We start from the raw sequence: 25686 nt of genomic DNA, 5'->3' as shown, positions 1-25686 counted from the left end.
TCGTCGAGGGGCACGTGAACCGGGTGAAAACACTCAAGAGGGCGATGTATGGCCGAGCCTCGTTCGAACTCCTGCGAGCCCGCATCCTCACCCAGGCATGAACTGCGGCATGAAAACCGCCTCGTCAGCCGACAGGCTGCCGGGTACGTTCGTCTCGTGTGTTACTACGCCGAGCGGCCCTACAAACTGCATTACGTGTGCGTGCCCTGCCGCGTCGCGTTCAAGCAGCACCCCGGGCCTGGCGGACACCGATGCAACCGATGCGCCGAGCCCATGCTCTGTGCTGGCCACGACTTTGCGGCACCACGGCGCCAAGACACGAAGGCGTGGACCGTCGTGGCTGCGGTGCTGGACGCGGGACTGCGTTACGAGGGCCGCGAACCCTGCGGCTGCGGCAGGGAACCCAAGTTCCGCCCTCGTACCCGGGCCCAGTTGCGAGCACGTCGAATCGCGGCAGCACGAACCGGGACTCCCCTCGCCGAGATGCTCGGACGCGAAGATCCACTGACGCCTGCATGACCCGCCAATCCGGTACACACGCTGCACGTGACTGCCGCTGCACCCGCGAGATCATTCACGGAACTGCGGACAGAGCCTTGAGAACGGCCAGGTACGCGCGTCGCGCCACTCGATCCGGTGTTCAACGAAGTGGGGAGTTCCAGCGAGCGCCGGGCGCGTTGTCGACCGGGGCCGCCCGCTCGTGGAGTGCGCGAGACGAAACCTCCGGCAGACGCCATGTGCCGTGCTGCCTCGTGAGAACTCTTCCAGAGCGCGGGTCGGGCTTCAGAACGGCCGATCGGCCGTGCCCAGAACAACGAGTTCGGTGCTGCCCAGCACCTCCGCGAGCGCCTGCGGCGCGCCGCACATGTGGCAGTAGTCCCACTGCGCGCGGCGGATCACCTGGTCCGGGTGACTGAGCGCACGCAGCACGTCCCAGTGCAGGGCCTGGGCCCAGACGTACCCCGGCTCGCCGTCGACGTCCATGTCCTCCGCGTCGATCGGGGTGTCCGCGAGCGCGGAGGCCAAGCGGTGGCTGTCCACGGGCCCGGTGGCGAAGTCCAGGAACGCAGCGGGATCCGCGCCCAAGGGTGCGTCGTTGGCGCTCTCATCGCCCCGGTCCGGCCAGGAGTCGTAGCGGTGGGCGCGAACTCCGTCCCGCCAGACCTCCAACTCCAGTCGGTCACCGTCGTACTGGAAGGCCGCCAGCACCGGGACGCCCAACTCGGCGCTGATCGGCCCGGCGAGCGCGAAGACACCATTGCCGTCGACGAACCGGTCCGGATGGGCGAGGCAGAATCTCGGCCCGGCGGGGGTCGCATAGCCGGCCGTGCAGACCTCGCGCAGGACGGGGGCCGCCTGTTCGAGCGGCACGGGAATCAAGATCGTGCCGTACGTGGTCACGGCCTCACCTCCTGGGACGCGGTGACCCTATGTGGCCGTTACGCTGCGCGGCAAACGAAATACGCCCACTTCAGAAGTGCGCCTCGCGCCCGTCCGATGGCCTTTCCACGTGGGGAGATCCATCGAGCAGGTTTGGGGGCACCCCCGAGCAGGAGGTGGCCGATTTCAAGGCTCTGACCGGATCGGCGTGAACGCTCATGTAGGTTCTTCCGGACTCGCGTGGGCGGGCCCTAGGTGGAGGAAAGAGGGGGTGACCGTGGCTGACGAACGGCTTGATGCCGAGTGGCTTCGCGGCTGGTGTGAGCAGGCGGGTGCGGCGCTCGCGAAGCTGATGGAGTCGTTCCAGGCACGGTTTGGCTTCGAGCCGGGAAGCAACGTGGTCGTGCACGCTTCGGAGGCGAGCCATCAGGCCACCGACGTGCTCGTGGAGCTGACGCCGATTCCCTCGGACCTGACCACGATGTACTGGGTGATCGACGAGGTCTCCTTGCCCGATGTGGAGAACGGCTACTTCGTCCACCCGGCCTTGCTGGTCGCGGACCACTTCCGCGAGTACGGGGCCATCCAGATCGACGGGGAAGAGCCCGCCCTGGTATTCGCCAGCGACGGGGGCGGGCACCTGTTCGCACTGGCGGGCTCCGGGCGGGTCTGGAGGTCGACCACCGCCTCGTGGTTCGATCAGTTCGACCTTGCCGCGGCCAGTCTTCAGGAGTTCTTCGAGGGGCTCTCTCGGCAGATCAGCGGCCGGCTCTGACGGCTGGTCGAAGGGCGAGCCGACTCGAAGCCGGGTGAGGATTCGGATCCTCAGGAGCCGGATTTCACCCGTGCCTGGCCCTTTGCCCTGGTCGGCTTCAGACAGCACGAGACCATCCTCTACGGTGCACAGATGCGCTATTTGTTAGACGCCTTCGCCGTTGGAGCACTGAGGCGAGGTCGGTCCGTCGAGCAGTTTCTGGGCCCCACCGGCTCGCCCGAACGGCCTGGTGTCCGCTGGGTCGAGGTCAGACCAGCTTCCGGACGTTACGAGGTCTTCCTCCACACCGCCCAGGATGTCGGCCATCCGGGCTTCATGGACCTCGTCGAGTTCCCACCGCTCGACCTGGACGACGAAGAGGAAGAGTTCGGTCGCCTGGTCACCACTGCGGACGACCCGCTGACCGCCCTAGCCGAGGCTGCGGGTCGCGCGGGGGCGGTCAGTGGCCGATGGGTCAACACCGGCCTGGCACAAGACGAATACATCGACTTCGTACGAGCCGGGCGCCCAGCACGTGAATCCTCCGACACGCAGCCCCCGATCTGACCAACGGTCGGGTCGTCGAACCTGGAAATTCACGGAACCGCGGTCAGAGCCGTTTTCAAAGATCCTCATCATGTGATCACTGTTCGGCTCACCTCCGCCTCCGAGGGGAGGACGGGCTGAGCCGTTCGAGCTGACGAACTTACGCTGGCTCACCCCTGCCCGCGCGGGGAGGATCCGAGGAAGTACACCGGCTCCGGCGGGGCGGGCGCGGTACTGATCGGCCGCGACCTCTACAAGTTTGTCGGTGCTCTCGCCCGAACGCTGCAGTGTCGGCGGCGGTTGAGCACCCCGATGAGAGTGGCAAGGTCGGCGGCACCGGCCGGGTCATCCGCGTAGCGGGTGGTCTGGAGTGGGCCGACCTCAGGAAGGACGATGTCCTCCCGGGCCAGGATGTGGACCAAGGTCAGCAGGGCAGCGCGGGCGTTGCCATCGGTGAAGGGGTGGAAGAACGCCACGTCAAGGTATGCGCGGGCCGCGCGTGCCGCCAGCGGGATGTCTGGGTCGGTCGCCTCGCGCAGGCAGGAAGCAAAGTCGGCCTGGGTACGCGGGGTCAGGCCGTAGCGCTCGCGGCCGGCCTTCGCATAGGCGACGTTCACGCGGAACGGTGCCTCTGCTTCAGCGAGGATCTCTCGCTGCCAGCCGGCCAGCAGGGCGAAGTTCAGCGGGATGCCGTGTGCGGCATCGGCTCGGGCCAAGGTGTGGGCAGCGAGCAGACGCTGGGCACGAACGGGGTCGCGTCGGCGCACTGGCCCTTCGCACCAAGTCCGGAACCCGTCGCTCGCAGGCGGAACCCGCCGTAGGACTGGTGCGTGTTGCCAGTCGGCCTCACGGCGCACGCGCAGCCAGACCGAAAGGCTGTCAGTAGCGGTCATGGAGATCCTCCAAAGCCGCCCTCTCACGGTGGTCCCGGTACGGGGCGTGGCCGGTGAGGCCAACGGCGAGGTCCTCGCCGACGGATTCGATCAGTGTCCGTTCCGGGGTGACCCAGCTCTTGAACCGGCCGCCGATCGCGCTCTCCACCGCTCGCGCGGCTTCGGCTCGGTCCATGCCGGTGCTGGTGAGGAACCAGCCCAGGACGATCGAGGCCTGGCCGTGCCAGCCGCCCTCCGCGCCCGAGTCCAGCGTGTGGGTCACGAGCCGGACGCAGGCCCGCTCCAGGTGCCAGCTGCGGTCCTCGGGTGAGGCGTCCGACGGCGGCGCCAGTTCGGCGAAGCGCTGAGTTGTGCGCTCCAACCACTCCCGCCACTCCAACAGCGCGGCTATGACGCGTGCTGCGGTCTCGTCGGGGGTCGTCACCGAGCTTGCTCCGCTGATCCAGTTACCGATGGGCCCGCCGTCGCGGTAGCACCAGCTCCATCCCCAGGCCCAGGTGCCGTATCGCTCCCGGATGATTGCGTCCACCTGGCTTTCACACCAGTGTTCGCCCTGCCACCAGCCGGCCATACCGGAGAGCACGGGTGGCACCCACTCTCGGACCAGCGAGCGGAGGTGGGCTTCCTCGCTCTTGTCCCAGGCGAACGGGTGCCGGGCCGGGTCAAGTTCATCCCAGTTCCGAATGCCCTCGTAGGTGATGGGGGGAACACGGTTCTCGGGGAAGGGCAGGGTGTCACGGTTGTACGTCAGCGCTGGCCACTCTTCCTGTCTGATGTGATCGACCCGTCAGTGTCGGCTCGAAGCCCCTCGGATTGCGAACGGTTTTCCGGGCCGCACCCCAGTGCGGCCATCCGTGCAGAACCTATAGCCCGCTCTCGTCGTCACCGACCGATGGTTCGCGCAGCGGCCGGCGCCCGGCCTCCTGCGGTCGGAAGAATGCGTAGCGGCCCAGGAAGTTGATGTAGTCGAACTGCGGCGAGAGCCTGGCGACGTGCCCACCGTACGGCGCCAGGCTTCCCGCTACGTTGGGCCAAGGGCCGCCCTTACGATGATTACCGTGACCGCCCGCCGCATGTCGGCAACGGCACTGTGCGGCCTCGGTGTGGTCAGTCGGTGGCGGTGGGGACGCGGCCGAGTTCGCGGCCCTTCATGCGGTAGGACTCGCCTTTGAGGGAGTGGACCTCGGCGTGGTGGACGAGTCGGTCGATCATGGCGGCGGCGACGGTCTCGTCGCCGAAGGTCTCTCCCCAGCGTCCGAAAGGCTTGTTCGAGGTGACGATCACGCTGGCTCTCTCGTATCTGTTCGAGACGAGCTGGAAGAACAGGTTCGCGGCCTCGGCCTCGAACGGGATGTAGTCGACCTCGTCGACCTATGCGGATATCCGCATAGATCGACGAACTCGGCTACATGGAACTGGACCGCCACGGCGCCGAGCTCCTCTTCCAGGTGCTGACCGAGCGCGAGGAAAAGAACAGCGTCGCCATCGCCTCCAATGAGTCCTTCGGCGGCTGGACCAAGACGTTCACGGATCCTCGGCTCTGCGCGGCCATCGTCGACCGGCTGACCTTCAACGGCACCATCATCGAGACCGGCACCGACTCCTACCGCCTCGCGAGCACCCGAGCCCGGGCAGAAGAACCCGCTTGAGGGTTCTGAGCTGTCTCTTCCATAGTTGCGGACTGCAATCCGGCAGGACGTTATCTACAGGAAGGCACGCACTGATGCGCACTCTTTACGTCGTCACCCATCCGGAGGCGACGCACCACGTCGAGGGAGTCGTCGGCGGATGGCATGACTCGAAGTTGACGCCCGCTGGCGTCCGTGCGGCCGTCTCCATCGCCCAGGCGTTGCGGGCCCAGATCCCGGACGGCGCCGAGGTGGAGCTGTTCTCCTCGGATCTGCAGCGCACCCTGCGGACGGCCGAGGAGGTGGCCGAACTGTTCGGCGTGAAGCCGATTGTGGATCGCAGGCTGCGGGAGAAGTCCTACGGTGAGGCGGGGGGAAAGCCGCAGGAGTGGCTGGACCGGCGCTTCGTCCCACCGCCGGCTGTCGGGGAGCGCATGGACCACGACGAGGGCGTGCAGGGTTCCGAGACCAAGGCTGCGTGGGCGCAACGCATCTACGCAGCAACGGACGAGATCCTGCAGAACCCTTGCGAACATCAGAGTGCGGAACGTGGGCTCTTGTCCGTTTCGTGGTTGAGGTTGTGGAAGGACCGCTGGTCGCGGGTGGGGGGTGGTCCTCAGGCGCCGGGGCAGGCGAACAGGCCGGGTTCGGGTTCGATGAGGATGCCCCGGCTGACCAGGCGTTTCAGTTTGCAGCGGATGCCTTCGGTGTTCTTCGGGAGGATCGGCAGGTCGAGGGCCTGGCAGAGGTCGCGGGCGCGTATCGGCCGGCCCGCGTCGGTCAGGGCGGTAAGGATCTGCTGGTAGGCGGGGTGGTCCGGGATGTCGGGGCGGTCCGGCCCGGTGGAGGGTGAGGGCAGCGGGAGAGTGAGGAGGGTCTTGCGGGTGATGCGCAGGTTCTCGCTCTCCGCGTCGAGTTCGCCGAGCTGCCGGGTGAGCTCTTCGATGCGGGCCCGGAACTGCCCGGCCTGGTCGTCCAGTTCGCGTTCGCGGGTCTCGATGTGTTCCAGGATGACTTTGACCTGCGGGTTCTCGCTCATGCGGTCCTCCAGGAGGCGCTGGTGGCTCCGGTGAGGCGACGGCTCATGACGGAGGCCATCGCCCACAGAACGCGGGAGCGGGAGGAGGCGGGGCGGTGTTCGTAGTCGCGTACGAGACGGCGGTAGAACATTAGGATCCCGTTCGTCTGCTCCACGATCCACCGTTTGGCCTGTGGAACGAAGCCCTTGTCGTCCGGGTTGCGCTCGACGATCTCGACGTCGATACCCACGTTCTTGCCGTGCTCGACGACCTTCTTCTTGAAGCCCTGGTCGACCAGGGCCTTTTTCACCGTGTCGCACTGCTCGGTGACAGCGTCCAGCAGGGCGATGCCGGCGGTGTTCTCGTGCGCGGAGGCGGGCAGGACGACGCAGTCAATGACGAGGCCCAGCACGTCCACGGCCAGGCATCTCTTCCTGCCCGGCACCCTTTTCGCGGCGTCCCGGCCCGTCGTCGTGGCCGGGACGCCGACGGCGGCGTGGATGCTCTGTGTGTCCAGGACCACCAGGCTCGGGTCGGCTAATCGTTTCCGCTTCTCCCGCAGCTGCCAGCGCAGCAGGTCGTGAATGTCCTGGTCGGTGCCCTCGTCGCGCCAGAGGTAGAAGTAGTACTTCACCGCTCCGGGCGGGGGCATGTCATGGGGCAGGAACTCCCACTGACAACCCGTGCGGTTCTGGTAGAGGATGGCGTTCACGATCTCCCGCATCGCGTACTTCCCCTGATGCCCGCTGACTGACGGATGCCGGGCCTTCCATGCCGTGATCACGGGTTCGAGGAGCTCCCACTGCTCGTCGGTGAGATCACTCGGGTACGGCTTGCGCATGCTCATGCCACAACTCAAGCGAACCCCGAACTCCTGACCACCAGCGATGCCCCAACATCACACCATCGAGCGATGACAAGACCGACGGAACGCCACATCCCGCACTCTCAGATCATCGTGACGCATGGCGGCTCCCTGACGTTCGTCGTGGCGTCCTGGATCAAGATGCCGATCGAGTCGGCCGGCTATGCCAGTTTCCGGGCCCCCTCCGGGAGCATCACCACGCTCCGCGAAGACGACTTCTTCCACAACCGCCAAGTCGTCAGCCTCGGTGACACTCTTCATCTCGACTCCGCACAAGCTGGCTGACCTCAGCCTGGCTCGCTTCGACGGCCCGCCGCCCTCACGGGCGGCGGGCCGTCCCACACTGACGTCATTTCTCGGGTTCTGGCTCACTTTCCGTGGAGGGCTGACTGAGTGTGATGTCAGTGGGTTGTGGTGGGATGGCCGGACTCTGCTGCCGTGATCTGCTGGGAGTCCCCTTGATGTCCGTGTACTCGTCTCTGACCCACGCCCTGGCCGAGGCTTTGGTCGACGTCCTGTGGTTCATCGAGGGCAGTGAAGACGATCAGATGGATCCGGACGACTCCGTCAAAGTCCTGGAGGGTGTCGCTCACCTGGTCAGCAAGCTGTCGAGCGACCAGCGGAGCGAACTGATCGACCTGCTCGGGGCGATGGCCGAAGCCGAGTCCGACCCCGCTCGGCGGGAGTTCCTGGAAGGGTTCCCGGAAGACTTCGGCCTCGTTGATGATGCGGTCTGACCTGCGCATCACGAGTAGAGCAGGACACGCTTGCGGAGAAGACGAAAGCCGGCCCGGCCGAACATCTGGCGTTTGGTGTGTCCTGAGAAGCCGTTGTCTTTCCGGATGTGATCGTTGAGTTTCCGCTGCTCAGGCATGGTTCGGGCGTCGTTGCGGGAGAGTTCGGGCGATCAGATCGTTCTCGCGATGCGGAGATGACCGGTGACATCGGTGATGGGTTTGCTGGAGGAACGTGAGAAGGCTGCCCGGGTGCGGGCGGAGGAGCTTCAGGGGGAAGCGGACCGGATTCTTGCGGAACTTGCCGAGGCGGAGGCGGTGTTGGAGCGTCGGGTGATCGCCAGGGTCGAGCTGGCCGAGGCCCTGGCCGCGCCGGGCGCTGCCGCGGATGCGTCTGCCCAGGAGGCGGCGGCCCCGGTGCCGTCGGCCGGGGCGGCGAGGGTTCCGGTCTCCGGGTCCGTCGTGCAGCGATGGCGGGAGGGGATGACGGCGGTGGCGCTCGCGCCGGACTACCGGCGGATCGTGGAGCTGCTGGAGGCCGAACTCCCGGATGGCGGGGAGGGGTTGATGGCGAAGGAGATGACGGTCCGGCTCGGGCTCGAGTTGGTGCCGGCGAAGATCGAGGGGGTGCGGTCGAAGGCGAAGCGGCTCGTTGAGCGGGGCTGGCTGACCCCCTCGCCGTCGGGCCGGTTCATGCCGCGAGTGTCGTCCGCTGCTGACGCGGCGTCCTGATCGTCTGGCCGTGGGCAGTGGTGCGAGCCAGGCGGCGGGTCATGAGCATAGTGGCCGAGAAGTGGATGAACGCTTCGCTGCTGGCGGGTAGCGTCTCGTAGTCCCGGGCCAGACGCCTCGTGCGCAACAGCCATCCCAGAGTTCGTTCCACCACCCACCGTCTCGGCAGTACCACGAACCCCTTCATGTCGTCGCTCCGCTTGACGATCTGCAGGGTGAGCTGGAGTTTCTCCTTCGCCCAATCGACCAGGACGCCCGTGTAGCCGCCGTCGGCCCATACCAGGCTGATCTTCCTAAACCGCACCCGCAGCCGGGGCAGCATGATGCGGGCGGCCTGCCGGTCGGTGACGTCCGCGGCGGTCACCAGCACCATGAGCAGCAGGCCGAGGCAGTCCGTGATGACGTGCCTGCGCCTGCCGTTGATCTTCTTCCCGCCGTCGTAGCCGCGCGTGGCGGACGGCACCGAGGCGGCGCCCTTCACCGACTGCGAGTCGATGATCGCCGCACTCGGCTCCGTCTGACGGCCCTCGGCCTCACGGACCTTCCCGCGCAGCCGGTCGTGCAACTCCTTGACCAGGCCGTTCTCCCTCCACCTGCGGAAGAAGGCATACACGCGGTCCCAAGCAGGGAAATCGGCAGGAACCGAGCGCCACTTGATCCCGTTGTCGGTGACGTAGAAAACCGCATCCAGCATCTGCCGGTGACAGTAGCCCTCCGGCTGCCCGCCCCGGCCCTCCAGCCACGCCGGCACTGGCAGCGCGTCACGCACCACCGCCCACTCCGCATCCGTCATGTCCGACGGATACCGCCGTACCCTCTCGGGCCGGTCGGCCGCGTTCCCGAACCGGTGAGCGAGGCAATCGCACACCGACACGCGGAAGTTGGACGGGACGAGGGCGGAAACGCAAGACTGGAACAACAGGGCCTCCTGATACTCGAGTGGCGTCGCAACCCCGAGCTACCAAGGGGCCCTGTTCTCATGCATCCACCCGGCCAAGATCACCCGACCAGGCACCCTGTTCGAACAGAACCGTCCTCATGATCGATAGGAATACGGCTTCTGAAGTCAAGCCAAGCGCAGGGTCCGCGTGTGCCCGCGTAAAGTGCCCGCATGATCGTTCGGTGCGTTCAGATCATCAGCCCGACGAGCTGAGAGGTCGTGAGTGATCACCCGGGGATCGGGGTCGGCGCGGAGTATCCGGTCCTCGAGGTCATCACAACCGCAAGCCGGGTGCTGCTCCGGATCCCCGAGAGGCCCGACGTCTTGGTGGCGCGGGACTCTCCTGGGCTGTGGGATGCCGCCATGTTCACTGTGGTCAGCAGCCGCATGCCGGACTGCTGGGTTGCAGGGCTTGAGGGCGGCCAGATGACGCTGGCGCCAAAGGAGTGGCAGCGCCCAGGCTTCTGGGAAGACTACTTTGACGGCGAGCCATCTGCTGGCGCCGAGTACGAGCGTCTGCGAGCGAAGGTTACCTCCCAGGCGTGATTTCGAACTGGCGAAGATGGCTCTATTCATCTGAAGTCGCAGGTCAAGTGGCTGCTGTGATCGGTCTCCGGGTGCTCATGTGGGCGGCTGTCCGCGGAGCGCGGTTGCGTGGCGCACGTGCACGCGGAGCGTGGTGAGGATGCGCCACTTCTTCAGGTACGCGAAATATGCTCGCAGATGGAACGGACGGAGGCGATCAGCTTGTTGACCTGCTTCTTCGCCGGGGTGAGGGGCTTGGTGCAGGCGGCCTTGTAGCCGGTGATGACCATGGGGTTGTCCGGATCGTCGTCCAGACCTGTGAAGCCGAGGTTGCGATGGGGCCCAGCTCGTACGCGCGCAGGCGCTCGACGAGCTTGTTGCAGCGGGCGGTGGTGATCTCCGAGCTCGGCCGGAGCGGGTCCACCGCGTCGACGACGTCGTGGTCGGCGCGGTGGACCCAGTGCGGGGAGCGGTGCACAGCCGCGAGGGGCGAGGCACGTATGGAGGAGGGTTCCTCAGCCCTGTGGGACCTGCCGCCAAGGACGGACGAAGTCGTGGAGGATCTGCTGCGCGGCTGGCGCGATCACCGGATCGTTGACCGGCGTGCCGACGGGGTGGAGGAGATGGTCGAGTCCAGGGAGGACCCGCAGTCCTGGGCCGGTGGTGTGGGCGGCAGCAAGGGCCGACAGCAGAGAAGGCATCGTCCAGCAGGGCACATTGGTGTCCTCGGTGCCGCAGGTGACGAGCGTACGCGTGCCGTGCGCGATACCTCGGGCGACGGACGGCGGGTAGAGGGCGTCGTCGCTGCGGACGAAATCCGCGTTGACCGGTCCGAACATGCTCTTAAGGAGCAAGGAGAGGGACGGCAGCAGCCCCGAGGTGTCAACCGGGCGCTGGGCGCGGAAGTCCGCGATGGCCCTGGCCACGCCGTGGTTGTTCAACCACGCCTGCTTCGCGGTGAGTTGCCCTGCGGCGGCCGCCCGGTTCAATTCGGCCGACAACTGGAGGCGGATCAGGTCCAGCAGCCGCATGTCCTGCGGGGCGATGAGCGCGAGCCCGGCGGGCTTCGGCTGTACGGCGCGGTCGACGAGCAGTGCTTGCAGGCCGCCCTCACTGTGCCCGACCACCAGCATCGCGTGTGGGTCGGCTTCAGCCTGGGCGCGCAGGGTGTTGTACGCGGCCACGGCCTGCCGCGTGTAGGCGGCCATGACGGGAGCGCTGGTGCGTCCGCCCAGGCCCGTCCGCCCGGTGCCGTACTTGTCGAAACGCAGGGTCATCACGCCATCACCGCTGAGGACGCCGGCCATGAGGGCCAGGGTGTGGGGCGTGAAGCCGGGCGGCTCGTCGCCGTTGCGGTCGGTCGGTCCGCTGCCGGGAAGCAGCAGCGCCGCGGCGAGCCTGCGGCCCGCGCGGTGGGCGGGTATGTGCAGCGTGCCGTACGCGGTGGTGCCGTCCGCGGTGAAGTGGACCTGACGGTCCACGGCGGGTACGAGGGCGGCCCGGGGTGCCGCGGACGCCCAGGTCGTGCCTGACACCGGCCCGGCCGTGACGACGGCGACCGCCACTATGAGCACGGCGATCATCCTGCTGCGCCAGGGGGTGCGTAAACGCATGTGTTCTCCTCATGAGCTGAAGTTGTGAGAGAGAGGGTGAAACGACCGGGGATAGTGGTTTGCCGGGTGCGGAGTAACACGCCCTGGCCAGACGCCTGAGCAATGACTCGTCGGCGGACGCACTCAGTGGACGAGGAGCGGCACGACGAGCGCTGGGGCCAGAATGAGCCCGAGCAGCAGCACGACACCTCGCGGGTTGCCGAAGTTGACGGTCCAGCCGATGCCGAACCGCTTTTGAACAAGCAACGCAGGATCGGCCCGGTTGACGTATACCGAGCCGAGCAGACGCCAGTACTGGTCATCGTCGCGCCGCACCATTCCGGTGCTCTCCTCCGCCACCGCGCCGTCGTGCGTGGGCAGTCGACTAGCGCCCTGCCCGGTGCGGACAGCGATACAGATCACCACGACCAGCCCGGCCAGGATGGGCAGCACGATCAGGGCCGGGGACACCCGCTGGCCCGCGTGCCACATAGCCCACGCTCCGGCGAGCAACGAAAGGTTGGCGAACGCCGCCAGCAGCAGAAGGGAGATGGCGGTACGAACCGAGAAGCGGCGGTGCCTGCGGGCGGAGTCGGCCGGCCGCGCCGGATCGAGATCCGCACGAGCCCGGAAGGACAGCCAGGTCAGCGCCAAGAGCAGCACGGTGAGCGCGGCCTGCGCGAACACCGGGAAGAACGCGCTGCTGATCGACCTGGCAGCGAAGCGGTCAGCGCTGCCGGAGCCGGTGAAGTGCACGGGAATGCGGTCCGGCAGTGACGGATAGCGCAGGACGCCCACCACCGTCGTACCGATGCAAATGAGCAACGCGGGGACGGCCCACATCCAGGGGAAGCGCTCCGGATCGGTACGCAGCGCCGTGTCCGCCACCACGCCCTGCCGCAGCCCGCCGTACCAGTCCTCACGCCGCTTGACCGCCATGACCGCCACCCGTGCCCGTCCGTAGGCTGCAAGGTAGGCGGCAACGGTCAGCAGCGGGATGACGCCAGGCATGCCGAAGCGGAACACGGAGCTCACCAGGACTCCAACCATGATCAGCACCGCACCGGACGCGGCGACCTGCTGGCGGTACTGTCTCCGCTGCACGGCGATCTCTGGGGCGTCCGCCCGCGCATCAGGGCTGCGTACCCCGAAGGGCAGGGTCGGACCGGTCAGCGACGGCAGCCACCACGTCACTCCCGTAAGCACGGCGGGCATGAACACGTTGACCAATAAGTCTGCACTGCTCATGACGCTGAATCTCCTTGGTCTGCACTGGGGTTCGCGTGCCGTGAAGAGGGAGCGAGTGACGTGAACGAGCTGAGGACGGAGCGGCAGCTGTCCAGTACCGCCGGGTCGCCGGTCCCATGGGCGACCGCCTCGGCGAGCAGGGTCCGAAGCCGCGTCTCCCACTCGGCGGTGAAGCCCGGTTCGGGCGGACCGCTGCGGGTGTCGCGCTGCACCAGGGCGCCGCTCTTGCGGTTGACCCGCAGCAGTCCTTCGCGTCGCAGTAGGTCGTACGCTTTGTTCACGGTGTGGAAGTTGATGCCCAGATCTACGGCGAGTTGCCGCGTCGAAGGCAGCGAGCTGCCTTCGACGAGCTGACCGGAGGCGATGGCCTCGACGATGCGGTCCCGGATCTGCTGGTAGATCGGCACCTCGCTGTCCATGTCGAGGCTGAGGATCACGTCTCGCTCCCACTGTTGCTCTGTTATAGCTTTTATAGAACACAAGGAAGTATGGGGGCAACGGGGAGAGCGTGAAGAACGTGACAAGGACGGCGCCGGCAGGCGAAGCCTCACCTGCCGAGGACCTTCAATGGACGCCATTGATGTCGATCGGCCACCGGGCTCACGGCCGTCTGGGTGAGTCTGACCTGTGGAGTGTTGTTCGCGGCCCCGCAAGGCGGTACGAGTCGTTCGGGGCGCCGTGGTATGTGTGCGTGATGCCTGCGCTCCGTCCGGAGGGCGTCCAGAACGATTGGAGTGAGCGGGCATGGTCCTGGCAGCACAGCTGGTGTTGGCTGCGGTCTTCGGGGTCGCGGGGATGGCCAAACTCATGGACCGCGAGGGACTGCCCCGCGCAATCGCAAGCTTCGGCCTGCCAGCTCGAACGGGGAAGCCGCTTGGATACCTTCTCATCTCCTACGAGTTCGTCACAGCCCTGGCCCTTATCGTCAACCCATGGGCAAGAATCGGTGCGCTTGGAGCGCTCGGACTGTTGCTGACGTTCTGCCTGGCCATCGTGGTGAGCATCGCACGCGGCCGGACCCCCGATTGCCACTGCTTCGGAGGGCTACGCGCCACGCCGGTCGGGTGGGCCACGCTCGCACGCAACGGACTCCTCGCAGCTACGGCGGGATTCGTCGCAACCGACGGGCGTGCCCCATGGTTCTTCACGGGCCTAGGGACCATCGCAGCGACGTGTTGGGTGGTGCTGGGACTCAAGCGATCCGGGAAAGTGCGACCGGGCATGGTCACAGCGGGCTTTTCACTGCCTGACGCAACGGGACAAGTATGGACTCTCGACAAACTGTTTGCTGGTGCGCATCAGCCACTCCTGCTTCTCTTCACTGATCACGCGTGCGGCGCGTGCGACGCACTGCTGCCACAGGTGGCCCGGTGGCAACAGGCCTATGCAGAACGGCTGACCATCGCAATCGTGAACGGCGGTCCCCCCGCAGACAGCGTTGCCTTCTCACGTGAGCACGGGCTGCGGAACCTACTGGTAGACGAAGACCGAATGCTGCTCACCACTTACGGTCTGACCGCCACACCCAGCGCAATGCTGATCGACACCGACCGGATCCTCGCCGCCACGCCAGCAGCTGGGTCAGCAGAGATCGCCGACCTGGTGACCAGGGCACTCCAACCGCGTGGTAGATCAACGATCGCACGACGCGCGCTGTTGTTCGCCTCGGCCACGATGGTACCCGCCGTCATCTCCACGCGCGCGATGGCCCGCGGCGTTACCGGGGCGAACTGGCGCCCAAAGCAAGTGAAGTTCGCTGGGGGATGGCTCTGCAAACAGCGCTACGCGCTGTGTACTAAAGCCGCCTGCAAACCCTCGCCGAGCGACCCGAACGTCCTCATCTGCCGCTGCGTGGTGGAATACGGCTACTCCTACGGCTATAAGTCGTGTGCAGAACGGGCACCAGTCGGCAAAAGATTGGTATCGACGTTCTCGACACAAAACACGAACCACCATACCCGCACCATGACCTGCACATCCCCAGCACAATGGGCAAACTGTCTGGACGTGGACTGCGAAATCGACCCGCGCAACCCGAACCACGCTGTGTGCCGCTGCAAGTCCGTGGAGAGCGGCGACTTTTTCACATTCGGGGGAAACTGCGACACCAGCACCTGCACCTCCGTGCTTTGGTCAGCGGCAACACCACCCGGAGTCCCCTTCCAAGCCGCGATGAAGAGCATCGGCCTATCAGTCACACTCCCCAAAGCATGCCCGACAGGCACGGACGACGATGACCTTCCGCCTAGCGGGCTGGAGCTGCTTTGGGGCGAGTGATCATGGCCCCTTAAGCTTCCGGCGAGTCGGGCAGTCTGTGGACCTGCCGGTTAAAGCACGACGTTGGGGCCATGGTCTTAGTTCACGTCCGCGAGAGTGGTGTATTGACGGCTACTCGGTGATCTCGTTTTGAGGCGATGCGGTGAGTTCGGTGGGCAGGGCGGTCTCGTCGGTTCCTGACTCGATCGGGTGGAGGCGGGCCTTGGTCAGCAGGTCGAGTCCCATGTAGCGGCGGTTCTCGGTCCACTCGTCGTTCTGCTCGGCCAGCACCGCGCCGACCAGACGGATCAACGCGGTGCGGTCGGGGAAGATGTCGACCACGTCCGTGCGCCGGCGGATCTCCGTGTTCAGCCGTTCCTGCGGATTGTTCGACCAGATCTGCCGCCAGATCTCACGAGGGAAGGCGGTGAACGCCAGCAGGTCGTGCTGGGCGGCGTTCAAGTGGGCTGCAGCTTTGGGGAACTTGGCTTCCAGGGCGTCCAGGACGTGTCGCATCTGGGCCTGGAAGGCGTCGGTGTCGGGCTGTTCGAAGACGGTCCGCAGCAGCGTGGCCACCCAGGGCTGGGCCGATTTCGGAACCTGGCTGAGCAGATAGCGGGCGTAGTGAAGCCGTAAAGAATCAACGTGTCGGCGTGTCGGTTTCTTCATCCGCGGCGGCGAGGAGTTCGGTGGCGGTGCGGTAGCGGGTGGTGGCCGGAGGTGGGAGAAGTCCGCCTTCGGCAAGCAGGGGCCGGATCTCGCGGACGACGTTCCCGATCGAGGACCTGCTCACGTCCCCCAGCACGTCGGCGAGGACGTCCAGGGTGCACAGTTTCCGCAGGTAGAGGATGGCGACGACGACGCGTTCTCTGTCGCCGAGCTTCTGCGGGAAGACGCCGCCGCGGCTGCCCGGCTGGCGATCGGCGCCCCGGCGCTGGTAGGAGGCACGTTCGACCTGGGCAACCTGGCGTGGGGCGAGGCGGCGAGCGAGCGCATCCAGCTCCGTGCGGGACATGCCGGTAAGCCGCGGATGGGACAGGCTCTCCATGATCCGGGTGCGCGGCGGGGTTTTGTCGGTGTCGAGGAAGGCCATCAGCGTGTGCGCCGTGGTGAACCGGTTGGGGGCGTAACCGGGCTGGTGGCCGTGGTCCTCCAGGACCCGGCGGGTCTCGGCGACGAGGTGGCCGATGCAGGTGGGGGTCACCTCCAGCATGTCGCCCAGCAGCTTCATCGAGCAGACCTGGCGCTGGTAGAGGAGGGTGAGCATCACCCGGGTGGCGTCGTCGAACAGCGGCTTGGCCCGCTGATTTCCGGTTGCGCGCCGGGCGCGTCCGCCGCGCTGCTCGCTGTAGCGTTCCTGGGCCCGGGCGGCCTGCAGCGGGGCCAACTCAGCGCACAGGTCCGCGAGTTCCGTGCCACGCAGCCCGGTCAGGCGTGGGTCCGCGAGACGGGTGAGAAGCTCGCGGCGGCGGTCGGCGACGCCGTGTGCCTCGCCGGCGGGCGACACCTGTGGCGCGGAGGGTTCGGGCAACAGGGTGTAGTTCCACTGGCCGTGAACCTCATGCCGGACTAGCGGCAGCGCGGCGAAGCGGTCATTGCTGATCGCGATGCCGGTGGGGTAGTCGCCGGGATCCAGATGGGCCTCGACGCGCAGACCGGCCCGGGTGCGAGTGGCGGCGATCGTCTCAATGACGACTTCATGGCTGGTCAACGGCCTGCCGCGCCAGCTGTGGGTGATGTGGGAGAACAGCCGGTGCTCGATTTTGTTCCATTTACTTGTGCCTGGACAATGCCGTTGCTTGAACTCGTCAAGCAGTTCGCAGTGACGCCGGAGGAGCGCGGTCGTTGGGCCCGGCATGCATCCTTGGGTGGGGTTGTCCGACCATGTGCGACTGGGGGTGGTGACCCGGTGGGTGACTCCGGAACTGGTCGCCGAGGTGCTGGAGAAGTGCCGGGTCCGGGACAAGAAGCCCGGCGCGCTGCCGGCCGGGTTCATGGTCTACTTCACGCTTGCCTTGGCGCTGTTCCAACAGGACTCCTATGACGATGCGGCGGAGCAACTGGTGGGCAGTATCAGGGAGTTGAGCGGGAGCATCCCGAACAAGTCCTCGTTCACGCGGGCGCGCAGGCGTCTGGGACCGCTGGTCCTGGAGGCCGTCTTCCGCGAGCTGGCCGACCCGTTGGCCCCCGTCGGCCTGGAGGGCTCCTTCTACCGCGGGATGCGGCTGGCCGCGGTGGACGGGTTCGTGCTGGACGCGCCGGACACACCAGCCAACCGTGCCGCGTTCGGTGGGCCGGTCAAGAACGGCCAGCCGGCGGGGTTCCCTCAAGTGCGGGTGGTGACACTGACCGAGTGTGGCACGCACGCGCAGATCGACGCGGCGGTGGGCGGATTCAACGGCGGTGAGCGGGAGTTGGCGATCACTCTGGCGACCTCGGCGAGCAAGATGCTCGTCATCATGGACCGGGGCTTCCCCGGGGTCGAGTTATGGAAGGCCTATCTCGGATTCGGGGCCCATCTGCTGATCCGGGCTCGCTCGCCGGTGGCGCACCGGCCGGTTGAGTATGTGCCCGACGGGACCTACCTGGGGAGGATGAACCTGGGCGGGCAGAAGGGCGCGCATCCTGGCGGGGTGCTGGTCCGGGTGATCGAGTACCGCGTCGACGGCGGCGAGGTGGTCAGGCTGTTGACCGATCTGTTGGACCCGGTTGCGTATCCGGCGGCGGAGTTGGCAGAGCTCTACCATGCCAGGTGGGAGGCGGAGTCGGCGTTCCGGCAGATCAAGACGTTCCAGCGCGGGCCGGTCGAGGTCCTGCGCTCGGGAGACCCGGATCTGGTGCGGCAGGAGGTCTGGGCGCACCTGGTCGTGCACCACTGCCTCACGCGGGTCATCATGTGTCTGGCCGACGACAACGGCATCAACCCGGACCGGGTCTCGTTCGTCAAGGTCCTCAAGCACACGCGGCGCAGCGTGGTCCGACAGTGCGCGGATACGCCCAAGAAGATCAAGAAGTTCCTGGCCGTGCTGGCGGCGAAGGTGCGCCGGAAGCTCGACAACGGCGCCAGGCGCCTGCGCGAGGCGGACCGGCACCTCAAACGGCCGGACTCGAAGTACTCCTCGAAGCTCTCCTACCGGATCAACACCCGGGACCGGCAACCGACACGGCGGATCACAGCCAAGGCCATCACGCTGCACACCGCGATAGTCCAGTAATCAAGCAACGGCATTGTGTGCCTGGAGGAAAGTGACACACCGTGATTGTCAGTCCGGTCTCGGCTGCCAGGGCAGCCAGTTCGCTCTTCCAGACCCGGTAGCGGTAGCCGTTGGAGCCGCCCGCGTCCGAGGTGATCAGCAGCCGTGACGCCTTCGGGTAGTCGAGGCTGCCGCGACAGCGCCACCAGCGGCGGATGGACTCGACCGCGAAGACTGAAGTGTCGTGATCGACACCCACGTTGACCCAGCCGGTGTTGCGGGCGATGTCGTAGATCCCGTACGGGATCGCCTGCTGAACATCCGGGCCGCTGAAGAAGAAGTGGTGGTCCTCCACCTCGACCGGCTCGCCCTTGGGCCGCCACTCCCGGCCGGCCATCGGCAGCCGTCCGATCTGCTCCCGCTTCTTCGTGTCCACGCTGATCACCGGCTCGCCGTCGCCCTGGTGCTGTTTCACCTGCTCGTTGATGTAGCGGAACTGGGCATCCCGGTCGGGATGTTGGGAGCCCTCAAGGGTCTTCACATTCGCCTGCAGACTGAAGCCCTCTTGCTTGAGCAGCCGCCCCACCGTCGGCGCGGACACCGGGTGCCCCTGCCGGGTCAGCTCCTCGGCCAGGTTCCGCAGCGACTTCGTCGTCCACCGCAGCGGCGACATCGGATCCCCCCGCTCGTCCGGCTCGACCAGGCCCAACAAGGCTTTGAGCAAGGCGGGATCGTTGGCTTCGGTCCGCTTGCGGCCCCCGCCTGGCGCACGCACCCGGCCGCCCGGCAGCGGCCCGGCCCCCGCTTCCAGCTCCAACACTCCACGACGCACGGTCGTCTCGCTGACCTGCGCGATCCTCGCCACCGCCCGTACGCCGCCATGCCCGATCAGCCGGGCCTCGGTAGCCAAGGCCAGACGCCGCTGCCGCTCGTTCAGATGCGGCAATAACACCGAGAACCTGCACTGAAGTTGGGAACAGATATCCTCCGGAACCGCCATACCCTGACAACGAGCCCGCACCTGTAAAGCAGCACCTTGATTCTTTACGGCTTCAGTGGGTGCGGCATCGCTGCCAGGAGGCGCCGGGCAGCACTGCGCCGACGACGTCGACGAGGCCGGCGTGGGCGTCGGAGATGACCAGCTGGACACCGCTCAGGCTGCGGGGTTCGTGGTCTTCAGCACCACATGGTCCAGTCCCCACGGATGCGTCATCACAAGAAAGCGGCCGGTCGACGCAGCGATCGCCGGGAACGGCTCCGTGGAGTAGTCACGGAAGTCACCCGTCGCCGACACATGCAGCTCGTTCATGCTCGTCCACGGAAACAGCCTGCGCAGCGCCGGCTCCTCCGCAGCCAACTCCAGCAAGTTCCACAATGCAGGACTGGCCCAGTCCCCAGGCTGATGCGGCGGCCGCCAGGCGTTCAGAGTTCTCTGCCATTCCCCATCGTGCTCGCCGTCGCCACCCAAGTTCGTCATGTCCCGACCATTGAGGCCCATGCATCGTGAAATGTGCAGGTGAGGTGGGCTGGTGTGCGGGCGGGTTGTCGTGCTCGTGCTGGTCGGCGGCGGGTGTCCATGGTGAAGATCGTCTGCCCTGTCGGCTGAGGCGGTTCTCGGGTTCCGCTGCGTTCGTCACGGCGCCGCTCCTACGATCCGTGACCGGAGCAGTACGCGGTGAGATTGCGAGAGGGTGCAGGGTATGGGAGACCTGGAGCGGATCACCGCTCGCCGGAGCGAACTGGATGGGTTCACCGACGAGTTGACCAAGCAGTTGCAGGAGGTCCAGGCCGAACGGGAGGAACTGCTGGTCGCCGAGCGGGTCTTGAACCGGCTGGCCGAGCAGGACCGGGCCGAGGGGGAAACCGCCGTGGCCGCATCCCCGGCGCCCGCCCGGGTGGCGGGGCAAGCGGTCCTGCTGATCCCGCACCGCGGCGAGGAGCCCGATGAGGCCGCGCTGCCCGGCGATTACCGCGAGATCCTGGCGATCGTACGGGTCGCTGACGACCCGGTGCAGGTCAGGGCGGTGGGTGAGGAACTCGGGCTGGAAGTGGCAGTGCGCGGGAAGCTGGAACCACTGCGGGCGAAGATGACCAAGCTCGCCGATCGTGGCTGGCTGCACAAACGGCCCGACGGACGTTCACCGCACGCCGGTAGCCACACCGGCACGGTACGTCGGGGCGTAACCTGCGGGCCCCCGACGGCAGTTGACGTGTTTTGTGAGGAACAACACCAGCCCCGTCGAGGGCCCTGACGGCCTTGTCTACACCGCCCGCCTGCCGCTGTCGAGCGCCACTCTGAACTACCTCGCCACCGTGATACGCGGCCACTGCAAGAAGATCGGATCGCGGTGGCGGGCCCTGCCCGCGGGGAAGATCGCCGGGCGCGGTCTTCCGGGACCGGGACGGCAAGGTGCTCCACACCCTGGCCTTGGACGTGCTCGACGGGCAGATCCAGACCATCCTCACGGTGATCAATCCCGACAAGCTCGGCCACCTCGGGCCGGTCGCCGATGCCTGGGCCGTCGACCGCGAGGTGAAGCAGGCCCGCCGGCGGATGAACTGACCCCGGTGCGCGGCGCAGACCGGCTCGTCCTGTCCGCCTGAACCGATCGCCCCCCGTGGCGTGCCCGGATCGGCCCGAACCATGGCGCGCCGCCCCTGCACGGCACACACGCACCGGCCGCCACCCGCCCGCACATGGCCACGCGGCCTTGTCATTTGAGGATGTTGACGGCCCGGGCGACCACCAGCACCACCGTCACCAGGGAGACCGAGGACTGCAGCATCATCAGCATCTTGGCCCACCGCGACAGCGGCATCACGTCGGTCGGGCTGAAGGCGGTGGAGTTGGTGAACGACAGATACAGGTAGTCCAGGAACGCCGGCTCCCAGTCCGGCGGTGCGGTCTGCGGGCTCTGCATCTGTACGAAGAGGAAGTCGGCGTACTGGCTCTGGCCGCGGACCCGTGCCATCGGGCCGCCGCGGTCCCACTCCCAGTACCACAGGGCGAACACGATGACGTTCGTCAGCCAGATACCGCCGCCGGTCAGCAGCAGCGGCCCGGCCTCCGTTGCCGCGGTGCCGTTGACCAGACCCGCCACCAGCCGGACCGCCGACCAGCCGTTGGCCAGACTGATTACACCGGTCAGAGCCAGCCCCCACCACCGCAGCCACTGGGTGCGGGGTTCGACCCGCTGGGGATTCGCCGCGACCAGACCGGCCAGCAGCACCAACTCCAGGGCCGGCAATGCCCAGTACGGATGGAAGGCGAGCTGGTGCGGCAGCATCCACTGCAGCGCGACCGCCACCAGGATCACCGCGGTCACCGCCCAGCGCGGCTCACCCCGCGTCGCCCGCCGCCACGCGGGCGCCACCTCACGCTCGCCGCTCTCCAGCAGCCGCTCGATCCGCGCCAGGCGGCTCTCGGCATCACCCGTACCGTCATTCATGACGATGATTGTCCTCGGCGGTGCCCGCCCCTTCGAACGGGCACCGATACACGTGGTGCCGATGCCGACCAGCCCCACCAGTAGGCATCGACACCAGTACAAGGACACATGTTGCCGCCTCTGACGCGCCCCCTCCGGACCAGCACCGACCGCGGCTGCTCCTGGACGGTCACCGCCACCGGGGCCGACGGCACCGCCACCACCCAAGCCCGGCGGCCCGCCGCCGGCACCGGGTACCGCGAAGAACTGGAGACGGTGTCCCGGAGCGGCATCGCGCACCGGGGCCCGGGAGCGGCATGAACGACTTCGAGGCGATCGACCAACTGCTCGCGGCCGCCGCCGAACCCGTCCCCCTTCCGCCGGCCGAGCAGCGACGGGCCCTGCGCGTGGCCCTTGGTCTCTCGCGCGCCGAAGTCGCCCGCGCCCTCGGCGTGAGTCCGTCCACGGTCGCCGGCTGGGAATCCGGCCGCGACCCCAGTGGTGAGACCCGCGAGAAGTACGTCTACTTCCTCAAGGGCGCCGACGCGAAGATCAGTACCCGCGACATCACCGCCCCCGATACCACTGCCTCCGAGCCGGCACCCGCCGACCCGCACCACGAAGAGCAGGTGGACGGGTCAGCCTTCTCACCGGGCGGGGGCAGGGCCAGTCAGCGGTCGAGGTCGATCGTGAAGCGCCTCGTGCCCGGAGCGATCGTGTCGGCGTGGAGCGAGCCACGAGCCCGGTCGAATTCTCCGGTGCCGCCGGTGATCCCGTTGTCGAACGAAGGGGGAGGGCCCGGGTTGAGAATGCCGAAGACCATTCCCTGCACGGAGAGCTGGCCGCCCGGGAGGTTGTAGGTCACGACGCACTCCTCCGCTCCGCTGTTGTCGACCCGGGTGGTGGTGCAGGTACCGTCGGTGTCGCCGACCTGGTTGCCGTACTGGTCGAAGAGGATCGAGCGGAAGACGGTCCGATCGCCCTGGGCGGGGGCGCCGCCGGGGTTCACGGGGAAGCGCGTCTGCTGCACGAGCCGGCCGATGAGTGTGATGACCCGGTCTCCGCCCTTGGCGTGGGCGGAATCGGTGTCCGTCGTAGCGGCGGCCGCGACAGGGGCGCAGGCGAGAAGGGTAACCAGCGCAGTGGCCGTGCCGAGACAGGCTGCTCTCATGGGGCGCATCGTGTGGCTCCTGAGTTGATGCTCATGAATGGTCAGGTGACGCATTCATAACCTCGGCTCTGCCGCCGCCCGGAACATCCCGGCGCGACCCACCGGCAGATCCGACCAATCGGACCAACCTGGAACGAGAGACGGCCCGCCCGACCGGACGAGTCGCGCGGGCGGGTTGACGCTGGTGCAGCACATTGGCTCCTGGATCTTGCCCGTTCCCCGACGACCCGGCTCCAGCCACCCTCACACCGGCTCCACTGGTCCTACTGGCGCCGACGTCACCAGCCATTGCCCGCCACCGCCACTACCAACGCCGCACGCATCCCGATCAGGTGAGTAACGAACGACCGCCAACCTGACGAGACATCAGCCCGCTAGACTCCAAACAGGCACTCTGAACAGCACAAATGGAGAAACGCTGCTGGAGTACTAGAAGAACCATTCCGGACCACTGATGCCGGAATTCACCAAAGCCCACTGCCGCCCCCGGATCCTGTATTCCTGACTCACCCTGAAATGCGGGTAGATGAGGCCCCGTCAAGTCGGGCTGGAAAGCGAGGAGACGAAATACCGGAAAGGAACAACGATTTCGGCAAATTCGGGGCTCGAGGCATCAAGGGCCACGAGGCCGTGGCCCGGCAACTCGACGCGCTCGCGGGGTTCGTCGCCACCCCGGTCACCGCCCGGCGCGGCCTCCTCGCCCGGCTCCGCTACCTCACTCGCTCGGAGCGTGCCCGCGCGGCGGCCCGGGAGGCGGGTCTGACGGTCACCGACCGGACGCTGAAGGCGTGCCGTCGCTGCGGCGTGCTTCGACGTGGACGCCGTAGTTCGCCGGGAAACCTTCTTCTTGAAGCCCTGGTCGACCAGGGCCTTTTTCACCGCGACGGTGTACTGGGCGGCCGTGCCGAAGGGGCGGTAGGACTGGGCGCCGTATACCCAGACCCGCTGTCCGACGCGGCGGGCGTCGGGGCAAGAGGCTCCCACACGGAGTCGCTGACGTACTGCCAGGCCGCTTCTGTGGAAGCACGGATGTGGGACGCGCCGGTCGACCACCCCGGCTGCTGGCGGCTGGTGAGAAAACTTCGTCTGGCTGGTGAGTTTCACGTTCGCCGTAACCAGTCCGCACCGGCGTCGGTCTGGCCGTCACCAGGAAGTGGGCTGGGGAGAACCCGACTATGAGACCTCTGGCTGGCCGGATGGTTCGCCGGGTGTGCCGTTCCTAGCGTTGGGCTATGTCGATCACGCAGAGTCGGATCAGTCGTCGGACAGCGACCGTCCTCGCTGTTGCCCTTCTGGCGGTACTCGTCCCAGCGGAAGCCGGAGCGGCGGCCTCTACCCCCTTGTCCCACCTGCAGCGGGATGCCGACGCGTTGCGTGACGACGGAGTAACAGGCGTATCGGTCAGGCTGGAGACGCCTCGGGGAGTGCGGACCGCTCGCAGTGGGGTCGGCGATCTCAGCACGACAGAGCCGGTGCCTCAGAACGGGTATGTGAGGATCGGCAGTACTACGAAGACGTTCGTCGCGACCGTTCTGCTGCAGTTGGTAGGTGAAGGCCGACTGTTGCTGGACGACACGGTTGACCAGTGGCTGCCGGGCGTGGTGCGAGGCCACGGGAATGACGGGCGCCGGGTCACCCTGCGCCAACTGCTTCAGCACACCAGCGGGCTGCCCGACTACATCGGTGACGTGGTCCCAGACCTCAGCGCGGCCGGGTATCGCAAGAATCGCTGGACCACCTACACCTCCGAGCAGCGCGTTGCCTTCGCGATGCAGCACCCGCCGTCCTTTATGCCTGGCAGCGACTGGGAGTACTCGAACACCAACTACGTCCTCATCGGGATGGTGATCAAGGCGGCCACAGGCCATTCCTGGGAGCACGAGGTTCGAGCCAGGATTCTGCGTCCGTTACGGCTCACGCACACTGTCGTACCCGGCAACCGGCCGTTCCTACCGGGTCCCCATGCCCGTGATTACCAGCAGTTCGAGCCGGGCGGCGTCATGGCTGACACCACGATCGCGTATCTGCCCTTCGACGGCGACGCCGACGGAGCCATGATCAGTACGACAGCGGACACCAACAAGTTCTTCAGGGCGCTGGTGCGAGGTGAGATTCTGGCCTCTGCCCAGCTGGCTGAGATGCAGCGCACGGTCGAGGTGCCTGCCGACCACGGTGCTTTGCCGGGCACGCGCGACGGGCTCGGACTGGACTGGACGCCATTGTCCTGTGGCGGCGGGTACTGGGGGCACAGTGGCGATGGATTCGGCTACTTGGTATGGCCTGCCACGACTTCGGACGGGCGGAGCGCCGTCACTGTCTCGTTGCATAGCCGACCTGGCGATGAGGGAACTGCCGGGCGGCAGATCGGGGACGTCACAGCTCTCGTGGACCATGCGCTGTGCTCTTCTCGCGGCGGCGGAACCCCGTGAGAGCCGGTGGTGGCCCGTCCGGGCAGCGCGTACGGCGGCACAAGAATTGTCCAGCTGGCTGGTGTGGGACCACACCAGCCCTGCCGGTACATCGACGACCTGCACGTCACCCATAGCGACAGCACACCGCGGGGGCGCCTCGGGCACCGGGGAAATGCCGAAACCAACATCACCCTGCCCGTCCCGTGCTCAACTCGCCACATCAGATGCTCAGTCACACCGGCGATGGGACGACGGTGGGCTCAGCGGCTGAGGCGAAGTGAACACGCCTCGAACAACGCCTTTTGGTCAGCACCCCGCTTTGCCCGGCCAGGGCCGTGCCACGGCCGGTACGGTCAATCAGTCCTGGCCC

The 25686-nt window shown here is 67.0% G+C and carries 23 protein-coding genes and 11 pseudogenes; 17 read left to right on the top strand and 17 right to left on the bottom strand.

The annotated features are described in order from the left end of the window. Nucleotides 1-783: 783 nt before the first annotated feature. Entirely contained in the window at nucleotides 784-1401 is a 618-nt protein-coding gene (locus OG819_RS48060; RefSeq protein ID WP_266637858.1) for a hypothetical protein, read from the bottom strand. A 250-nt stretch (nucleotides 1402-1651) separates the two neighbouring features. Here OG819_RS48060 and OG819_RS48055 point away from each other — a divergent pair, with 250 nt between their 5' ends. Both OG819_RS48055 and OG819_RS48050 read left to right on the top strand, forming a co-directional pair. Beyond that, nucleotides 1652-2155, top strand: a complete 504-nt coding sequence (locus tag OG819_RS48055) for a hypothetical protein (RefSeq protein WP_168504281.1) — start codon at nucleotides 1652-1654, stop codon at nucleotides 2153-2155. A 132-nt stretch (nucleotides 2156-2287) separates the two neighbouring features. Further along, a complete protein-coding gene (locus OG819_RS48050; RefSeq protein ID WP_168504283.1) occupies nucleotides 2288-2701 on the top strand; it encodes a hypothetical protein in 414 nt (137 codons plus the stop codon). A gap of 230 nt (nucleotides 2702-2931) precedes the next feature. Here OG819_RS48050 and OG819_RS48045 read toward each other — a convergent pair whose 3' ends face one another. The 3 genes and pseudogenes from OG819_RS48045 to OG819_RS48035 form a co-directional block, all read right to left on the bottom strand. Beyond that, nucleotides 2932-3447, bottom strand: a complete 516-nt coding sequence (locus tag OG819_RS48045) for a Fic family protein (protein ID WP_266637851.1) — start codon at nucleotides 3445-3447, stop codon at nucleotides 2932-2934. Between the two features lie 112 nt (nucleotides 3448-3559). Continuing rightward, nucleotides 3560-4102 (bottom strand): hypothetical protein, encoded by a 543-nt coding sequence (locus OG819_RS48040; RefSeq protein ID WP_266637849.1) that lies wholly within the window; start codon nucleotides 4100-4102, stop codon nucleotides 3560-3562. A gap of 578 nt (nucleotides 4103-4680) precedes the next feature. Further along, nucleotides 4681-4932: pseudogene (locus OG819_RS48035) on the bottom strand (ATP-binding protein); the annotation flags it as partial. 32 nt (nucleotides 4933-4964) lie between these two features. Between OG819_RS48035 and OG819_RS48030 the strand changes: the two are divergent. Both OG819_RS48030 and OG819_RS48025 read left to right on the top strand, forming a co-directional pair. Beyond that, nucleotides 4965-5222 (top strand): annotated as a pseudogene (locus tag OG819_RS48030) (ATP-binding protein); the annotation flags it as partial. A 74-nt stretch (nucleotides 5223-5296) separates the two neighbouring features. Further along, nucleotides 5297-5725 (top strand): annotated as a pseudogene (locus tag OG819_RS48025) (histidine phosphatase family protein); the annotation flags it as partial. Nucleotides 5726-5817: 92 nt separating this feature from the next. On the opposite strand, the gene OG819_RS48020 reads toward OG819_RS48025, so the two are convergent. Both OG819_RS48020 and OG819_RS48015 read right to left on the bottom strand, forming a co-directional pair. Then, the gene (locus OG819_RS48020) at nucleotides 5818-6240 is read right to left on the bottom strand and encodes a hypothetical protein (RefSeq protein ID WP_212726660.1); all 423 of its coding nucleotides are present in this window, start codon (nucleotides 6238-6240) and stop codon (nucleotides 5818-5820) included. Further along, the gene (locus tag OG819_RS48015) at nucleotides 6237-7067 is read right to left on the bottom strand and encodes an IS5 family transposase (RefSeq protein ID WP_266653077.1); all 831 of its coding nucleotides are present in this window, start codon (nucleotides 7065-7067) and stop codon (nucleotides 6237-6239) included. The genes OG819_RS48020 and OG819_RS48015 overlap by 4 nt, the downstream gene beginning before the upstream one ends. A 66-nt stretch (nucleotides 7068-7133) precedes the next feature. On the opposite strand from OG819_RS48015, the gene OG819_RS48010 reads away from it, so the two are divergent. From OG819_RS48010 to OG819_RS48000, 3 genes are all read left to right on the top strand, one after another. Continuing rightward, nucleotides 7134-7370, top strand: coding sequence for a hypothetical protein (locus OG819_RS48010; RefSeq protein WP_266656007.1), 237 nt, complete (start codon nucleotides 7134-7136; stop codon nucleotides 7368-7370). Between the two features lie 176 nt (nucleotides 7371-7546). After that, nucleotides 7547-7822, top strand: coding sequence for a hypothetical protein (locus tag OG819_RS48005; RefSeq protein ID WP_266656005.1), 276 nt, complete (start codon nucleotides 7547-7549; stop codon nucleotides 7820-7822). Between the two features lie 201 nt (nucleotides 7823-8023). Next, nucleotides 8024-8551 (top strand): hypothetical protein, encoded by a 528-nt coding sequence (locus OG819_RS48000; RefSeq protein WP_266656003.1) that lies wholly within the window; start codon nucleotides 8024-8026, stop codon nucleotides 8549-8551. Here OG819_RS48000 and OG819_RS47995 read toward each other — a convergent pair. Next, nucleotides 8511-9344, bottom strand: coding sequence for an IS5 family transposase (locus tag OG819_RS47995; RefSeq protein ID WP_266626983.1), 834 nt, complete (start codon nucleotides 9342-9344; stop codon nucleotides 8511-8513). The genes OG819_RS48000 and OG819_RS47995 overlap by 41 nt on opposite strands. Nucleotides 9345-9710: 366 nt before the next feature. Here OG819_RS47995 and OG819_RS47990 point away from each other — a divergent pair, with 366 nt between their 5' ends. After that, on the top strand, nucleotides 9711-10037 hold the full coding sequence (locus tag OG819_RS47990; protein WP_266656001.1) for a hypothetical protein: 327 nt from the start codon (nucleotides 9711-9713) through the stop codon (nucleotides 10035-10037). A 494-nt stretch (nucleotides 10038-10531) separates the two neighbouring features. Here the strand turns inward: OG819_RS47990 and OG819_RS47985 are convergent, their stop codons facing one another. From OG819_RS47985 to OG819_RS47975, 3 genes are all read right to left on the bottom strand, one after another. Further along, nucleotides 10532-11629: a S9 family peptidase gene (locus OG819_RS47985; protein ID WP_266637836.1), complete on the bottom strand. Its 1098-nt coding sequence runs from the start codon at nucleotides 11627-11629 to the stop codon at nucleotides 10532-10534. Nucleotides 11630-11752: 123 nt separating this feature from the next. Beyond that, nucleotides 11753-12856, bottom strand: a complete 1104-nt coding sequence (locus OG819_RS47980) for a DUF1648 domain-containing protein (RefSeq protein ID WP_266637834.1) — start codon at nucleotides 12854-12856, stop codon at nucleotides 11753-11755. Further along, nucleotides 12853-13293 carry a GntR family transcriptional regulator gene (locus tag OG819_RS47975; RefSeq protein ID WP_266637831.1) on the bottom strand — a complete coding sequence of 147 codons (441 nt, stop codon included), beginning with the start codon at nucleotides 13291-13293 and terminating at the stop codon, nucleotides 12853-12855. The genes OG819_RS47980 and OG819_RS47975 overlap by 4 nt, the downstream gene beginning before the upstream one ends. Nucleotides 13294-13600: 307 nt before the next feature. Here OG819_RS47975 and OG819_RS47970 point away from each other — a divergent pair, with 307 nt between their 5' ends. Continuing rightward, nucleotides 13601-15133 (top strand): MauE/DoxX family redox-associated membrane protein, encoded by a 1533-nt coding sequence (locus OG819_RS47970; RefSeq protein ID WP_266655999.1) that lies wholly within the window; start codon nucleotides 13601-13603, stop codon nucleotides 15131-15133. Nucleotides 15134-15244: 111 nt separating this feature from the next. Here the strand turns inward: OG819_RS47970 and OG819_RS47965 are convergent. After that, nucleotides 15245-15745: pseudogene (locus OG819_RS47965) on the bottom strand (transposase); the annotation flags it as partial. Nucleotides 15746-16631: 886 nt separating this feature from the next. After that, nucleotides 16632-16898: pseudogene (locus OG819_RS47960) on the bottom strand (ISAzo13 family transposase); the annotation flags it as partial. Nucleotides 16899-16980: 82 nt separating this feature from the next. Between OG819_RS47960 and OG819_RS47955 the strand changes: the two are divergent. Then, nucleotides 16981-18327: an IS4 family transposase gene (locus OG819_RS47955; protein WP_266655997.1), complete on the top strand. Its 1347-nt coding sequence runs from the start codon at nucleotides 16981-16983 to the stop codon at nucleotides 18325-18327. Nucleotides 18328-18343: 16 nt separating this feature from the next. Here the strand turns inward: OG819_RS47955 and OG819_RS47950 are convergent. From OG819_RS47950 to OG819_RS47940, 3 genes and pseudogenes are all read right to left on the bottom strand, one after another. Continuing rightward, nucleotides 18344-19306, bottom strand: a pseudogene (locus OG819_RS47950) (ISAzo13 family transposase); the annotation flags it as partial. A 55-nt stretch (nucleotides 19307-19361) separates the two neighbouring features. Continuing rightward, a pseudogene (locus OG819_RS47945) lies at nucleotides 19362-19469 on the bottom strand (transposase); the annotation flags it as partial. Further along, entirely contained in the window at nucleotides 19460-19783 is a 324-nt protein-coding gene (locus OG819_RS47940; RefSeq protein ID WP_266637823.1) for a DUF6193 family natural product biosynthesis protein, read from the bottom strand. The gene OG819_RS47940 and the pseudogene OG819_RS47945, both read right to left, overlap by 10 nt. 223 nt (nucleotides 19784-20006) lie before the next feature. Here OG819_RS47940 and OG819_RS47935 point away from each other — a divergent pair, with 223 nt between their 5' ends. The 3 genes and pseudogenes from OG819_RS47935 to OG819_RS47925 form a co-directional block, all read left to right on the top strand. Continuing rightward, nucleotides 20007-20558 carry a hypothetical protein gene (locus OG819_RS47935; RefSeq protein WP_266637821.1) on the top strand — a complete coding sequence of 184 codons (552 nt, stop codon included), beginning with the start codon at nucleotides 20007-20009 and terminating at the stop codon, nucleotides 20556-20558. Then, nucleotides 20524-20667 (top strand): annotated as a pseudogene (locus OG819_RS47930) (IS5/IS1182 family transposase); the annotation flags it as partial. The gene OG819_RS47935 and the pseudogene OG819_RS47930, both read left to right, overlap by 35 nt. A 16-nt stretch (nucleotides 20668-20683) precedes the next feature. Continuing rightward, nucleotides 20684-20869 (top strand): annotated as a pseudogene (locus OG819_RS47925) (RNA polymerase subunit sigma-24); the annotation flags it as partial. Between the two features lie 151 nt (nucleotides 20870-21020). Here the strand turns inward: OG819_RS47925 and OG819_RS47920 are convergent. After that, nucleotides 21021-21755 (bottom strand): hypothetical protein, encoded by a 735-nt coding sequence (locus tag OG819_RS47920; protein ID WP_266637819.1) that lies wholly within the window; start codon nucleotides 21753-21755, stop codon nucleotides 21021-21023. Nucleotides 21756-21863: 108 nt separating this feature from the next. Here OG819_RS47920 and OG819_RS47915 point away from each other — a divergent pair, with 108 nt between their 5' ends. Together OG819_RS47915 and OG819_RS47910 are read left to right on the top strand one after the other, a co-directional pair. After that, nucleotides 21864-22055, top strand: coding sequence for a hypothetical protein (locus OG819_RS47915; RefSeq protein ID WP_266637817.1), 192 nt, complete (start codon nucleotides 21864-21866; stop codon nucleotides 22053-22055). Further along, nucleotides 22052-22291 (top strand): annotated as a pseudogene (locus OG819_RS47910) (helix-turn-helix domain-containing protein); the annotation flags it as partial. The gene OG819_RS47915 and the pseudogene OG819_RS47910, both read left to right, overlap by 4 nt. A 113-nt stretch (nucleotides 22292-22404) precedes the next feature. Here the strand turns inward: OG819_RS47910 and OG819_RS47905 are convergent. Beyond that, complete coding sequence (locus OG819_RS47905; RefSeq protein WP_266637816.1) at nucleotides 22405-22905, bottom strand: hypothetical protein; 501 nt, start codon at nucleotides 22903-22905, stop codon at nucleotides 22405-22407. A 567-nt stretch (nucleotides 22906-23472) separates the two neighbouring features. Here OG819_RS47905 and OG819_RS47900 point away from each other — a divergent pair. Both OG819_RS47900 and OG819_RS47895 read left to right on the top strand, forming a co-directional pair. Then, nucleotides 23473-23694 (top strand): annotated as a pseudogene (locus tag OG819_RS47900) (transcriptional regulator); the annotation flags it as partial. 443 nt (nucleotides 23695-24137) lie between these two features. Continuing rightward, nucleotides 24138-25334 (top strand): serine hydrolase domain-containing protein, encoded by a 1197-nt coding sequence (locus tag OG819_RS47895; protein WP_266655995.1) that lies wholly within the window; start codon nucleotides 24138-24140, stop codon nucleotides 25332-25334. The last annotated feature ends 352 nt before the right edge of the window (nucleotides 25335-25686 follow it).

Origin of the sequence: Streptomyces sp. NBC_01549 (assembly GCF_026339955.1) — a bacterium.
Lineage (GTDB): Bacteria > Actinomycetota > Actinomycetes > Streptomycetales > Streptomycetaceae > Streptomyces.
This window is presented reverse-complemented; position numbering and strand designations above follow the sequence as displayed.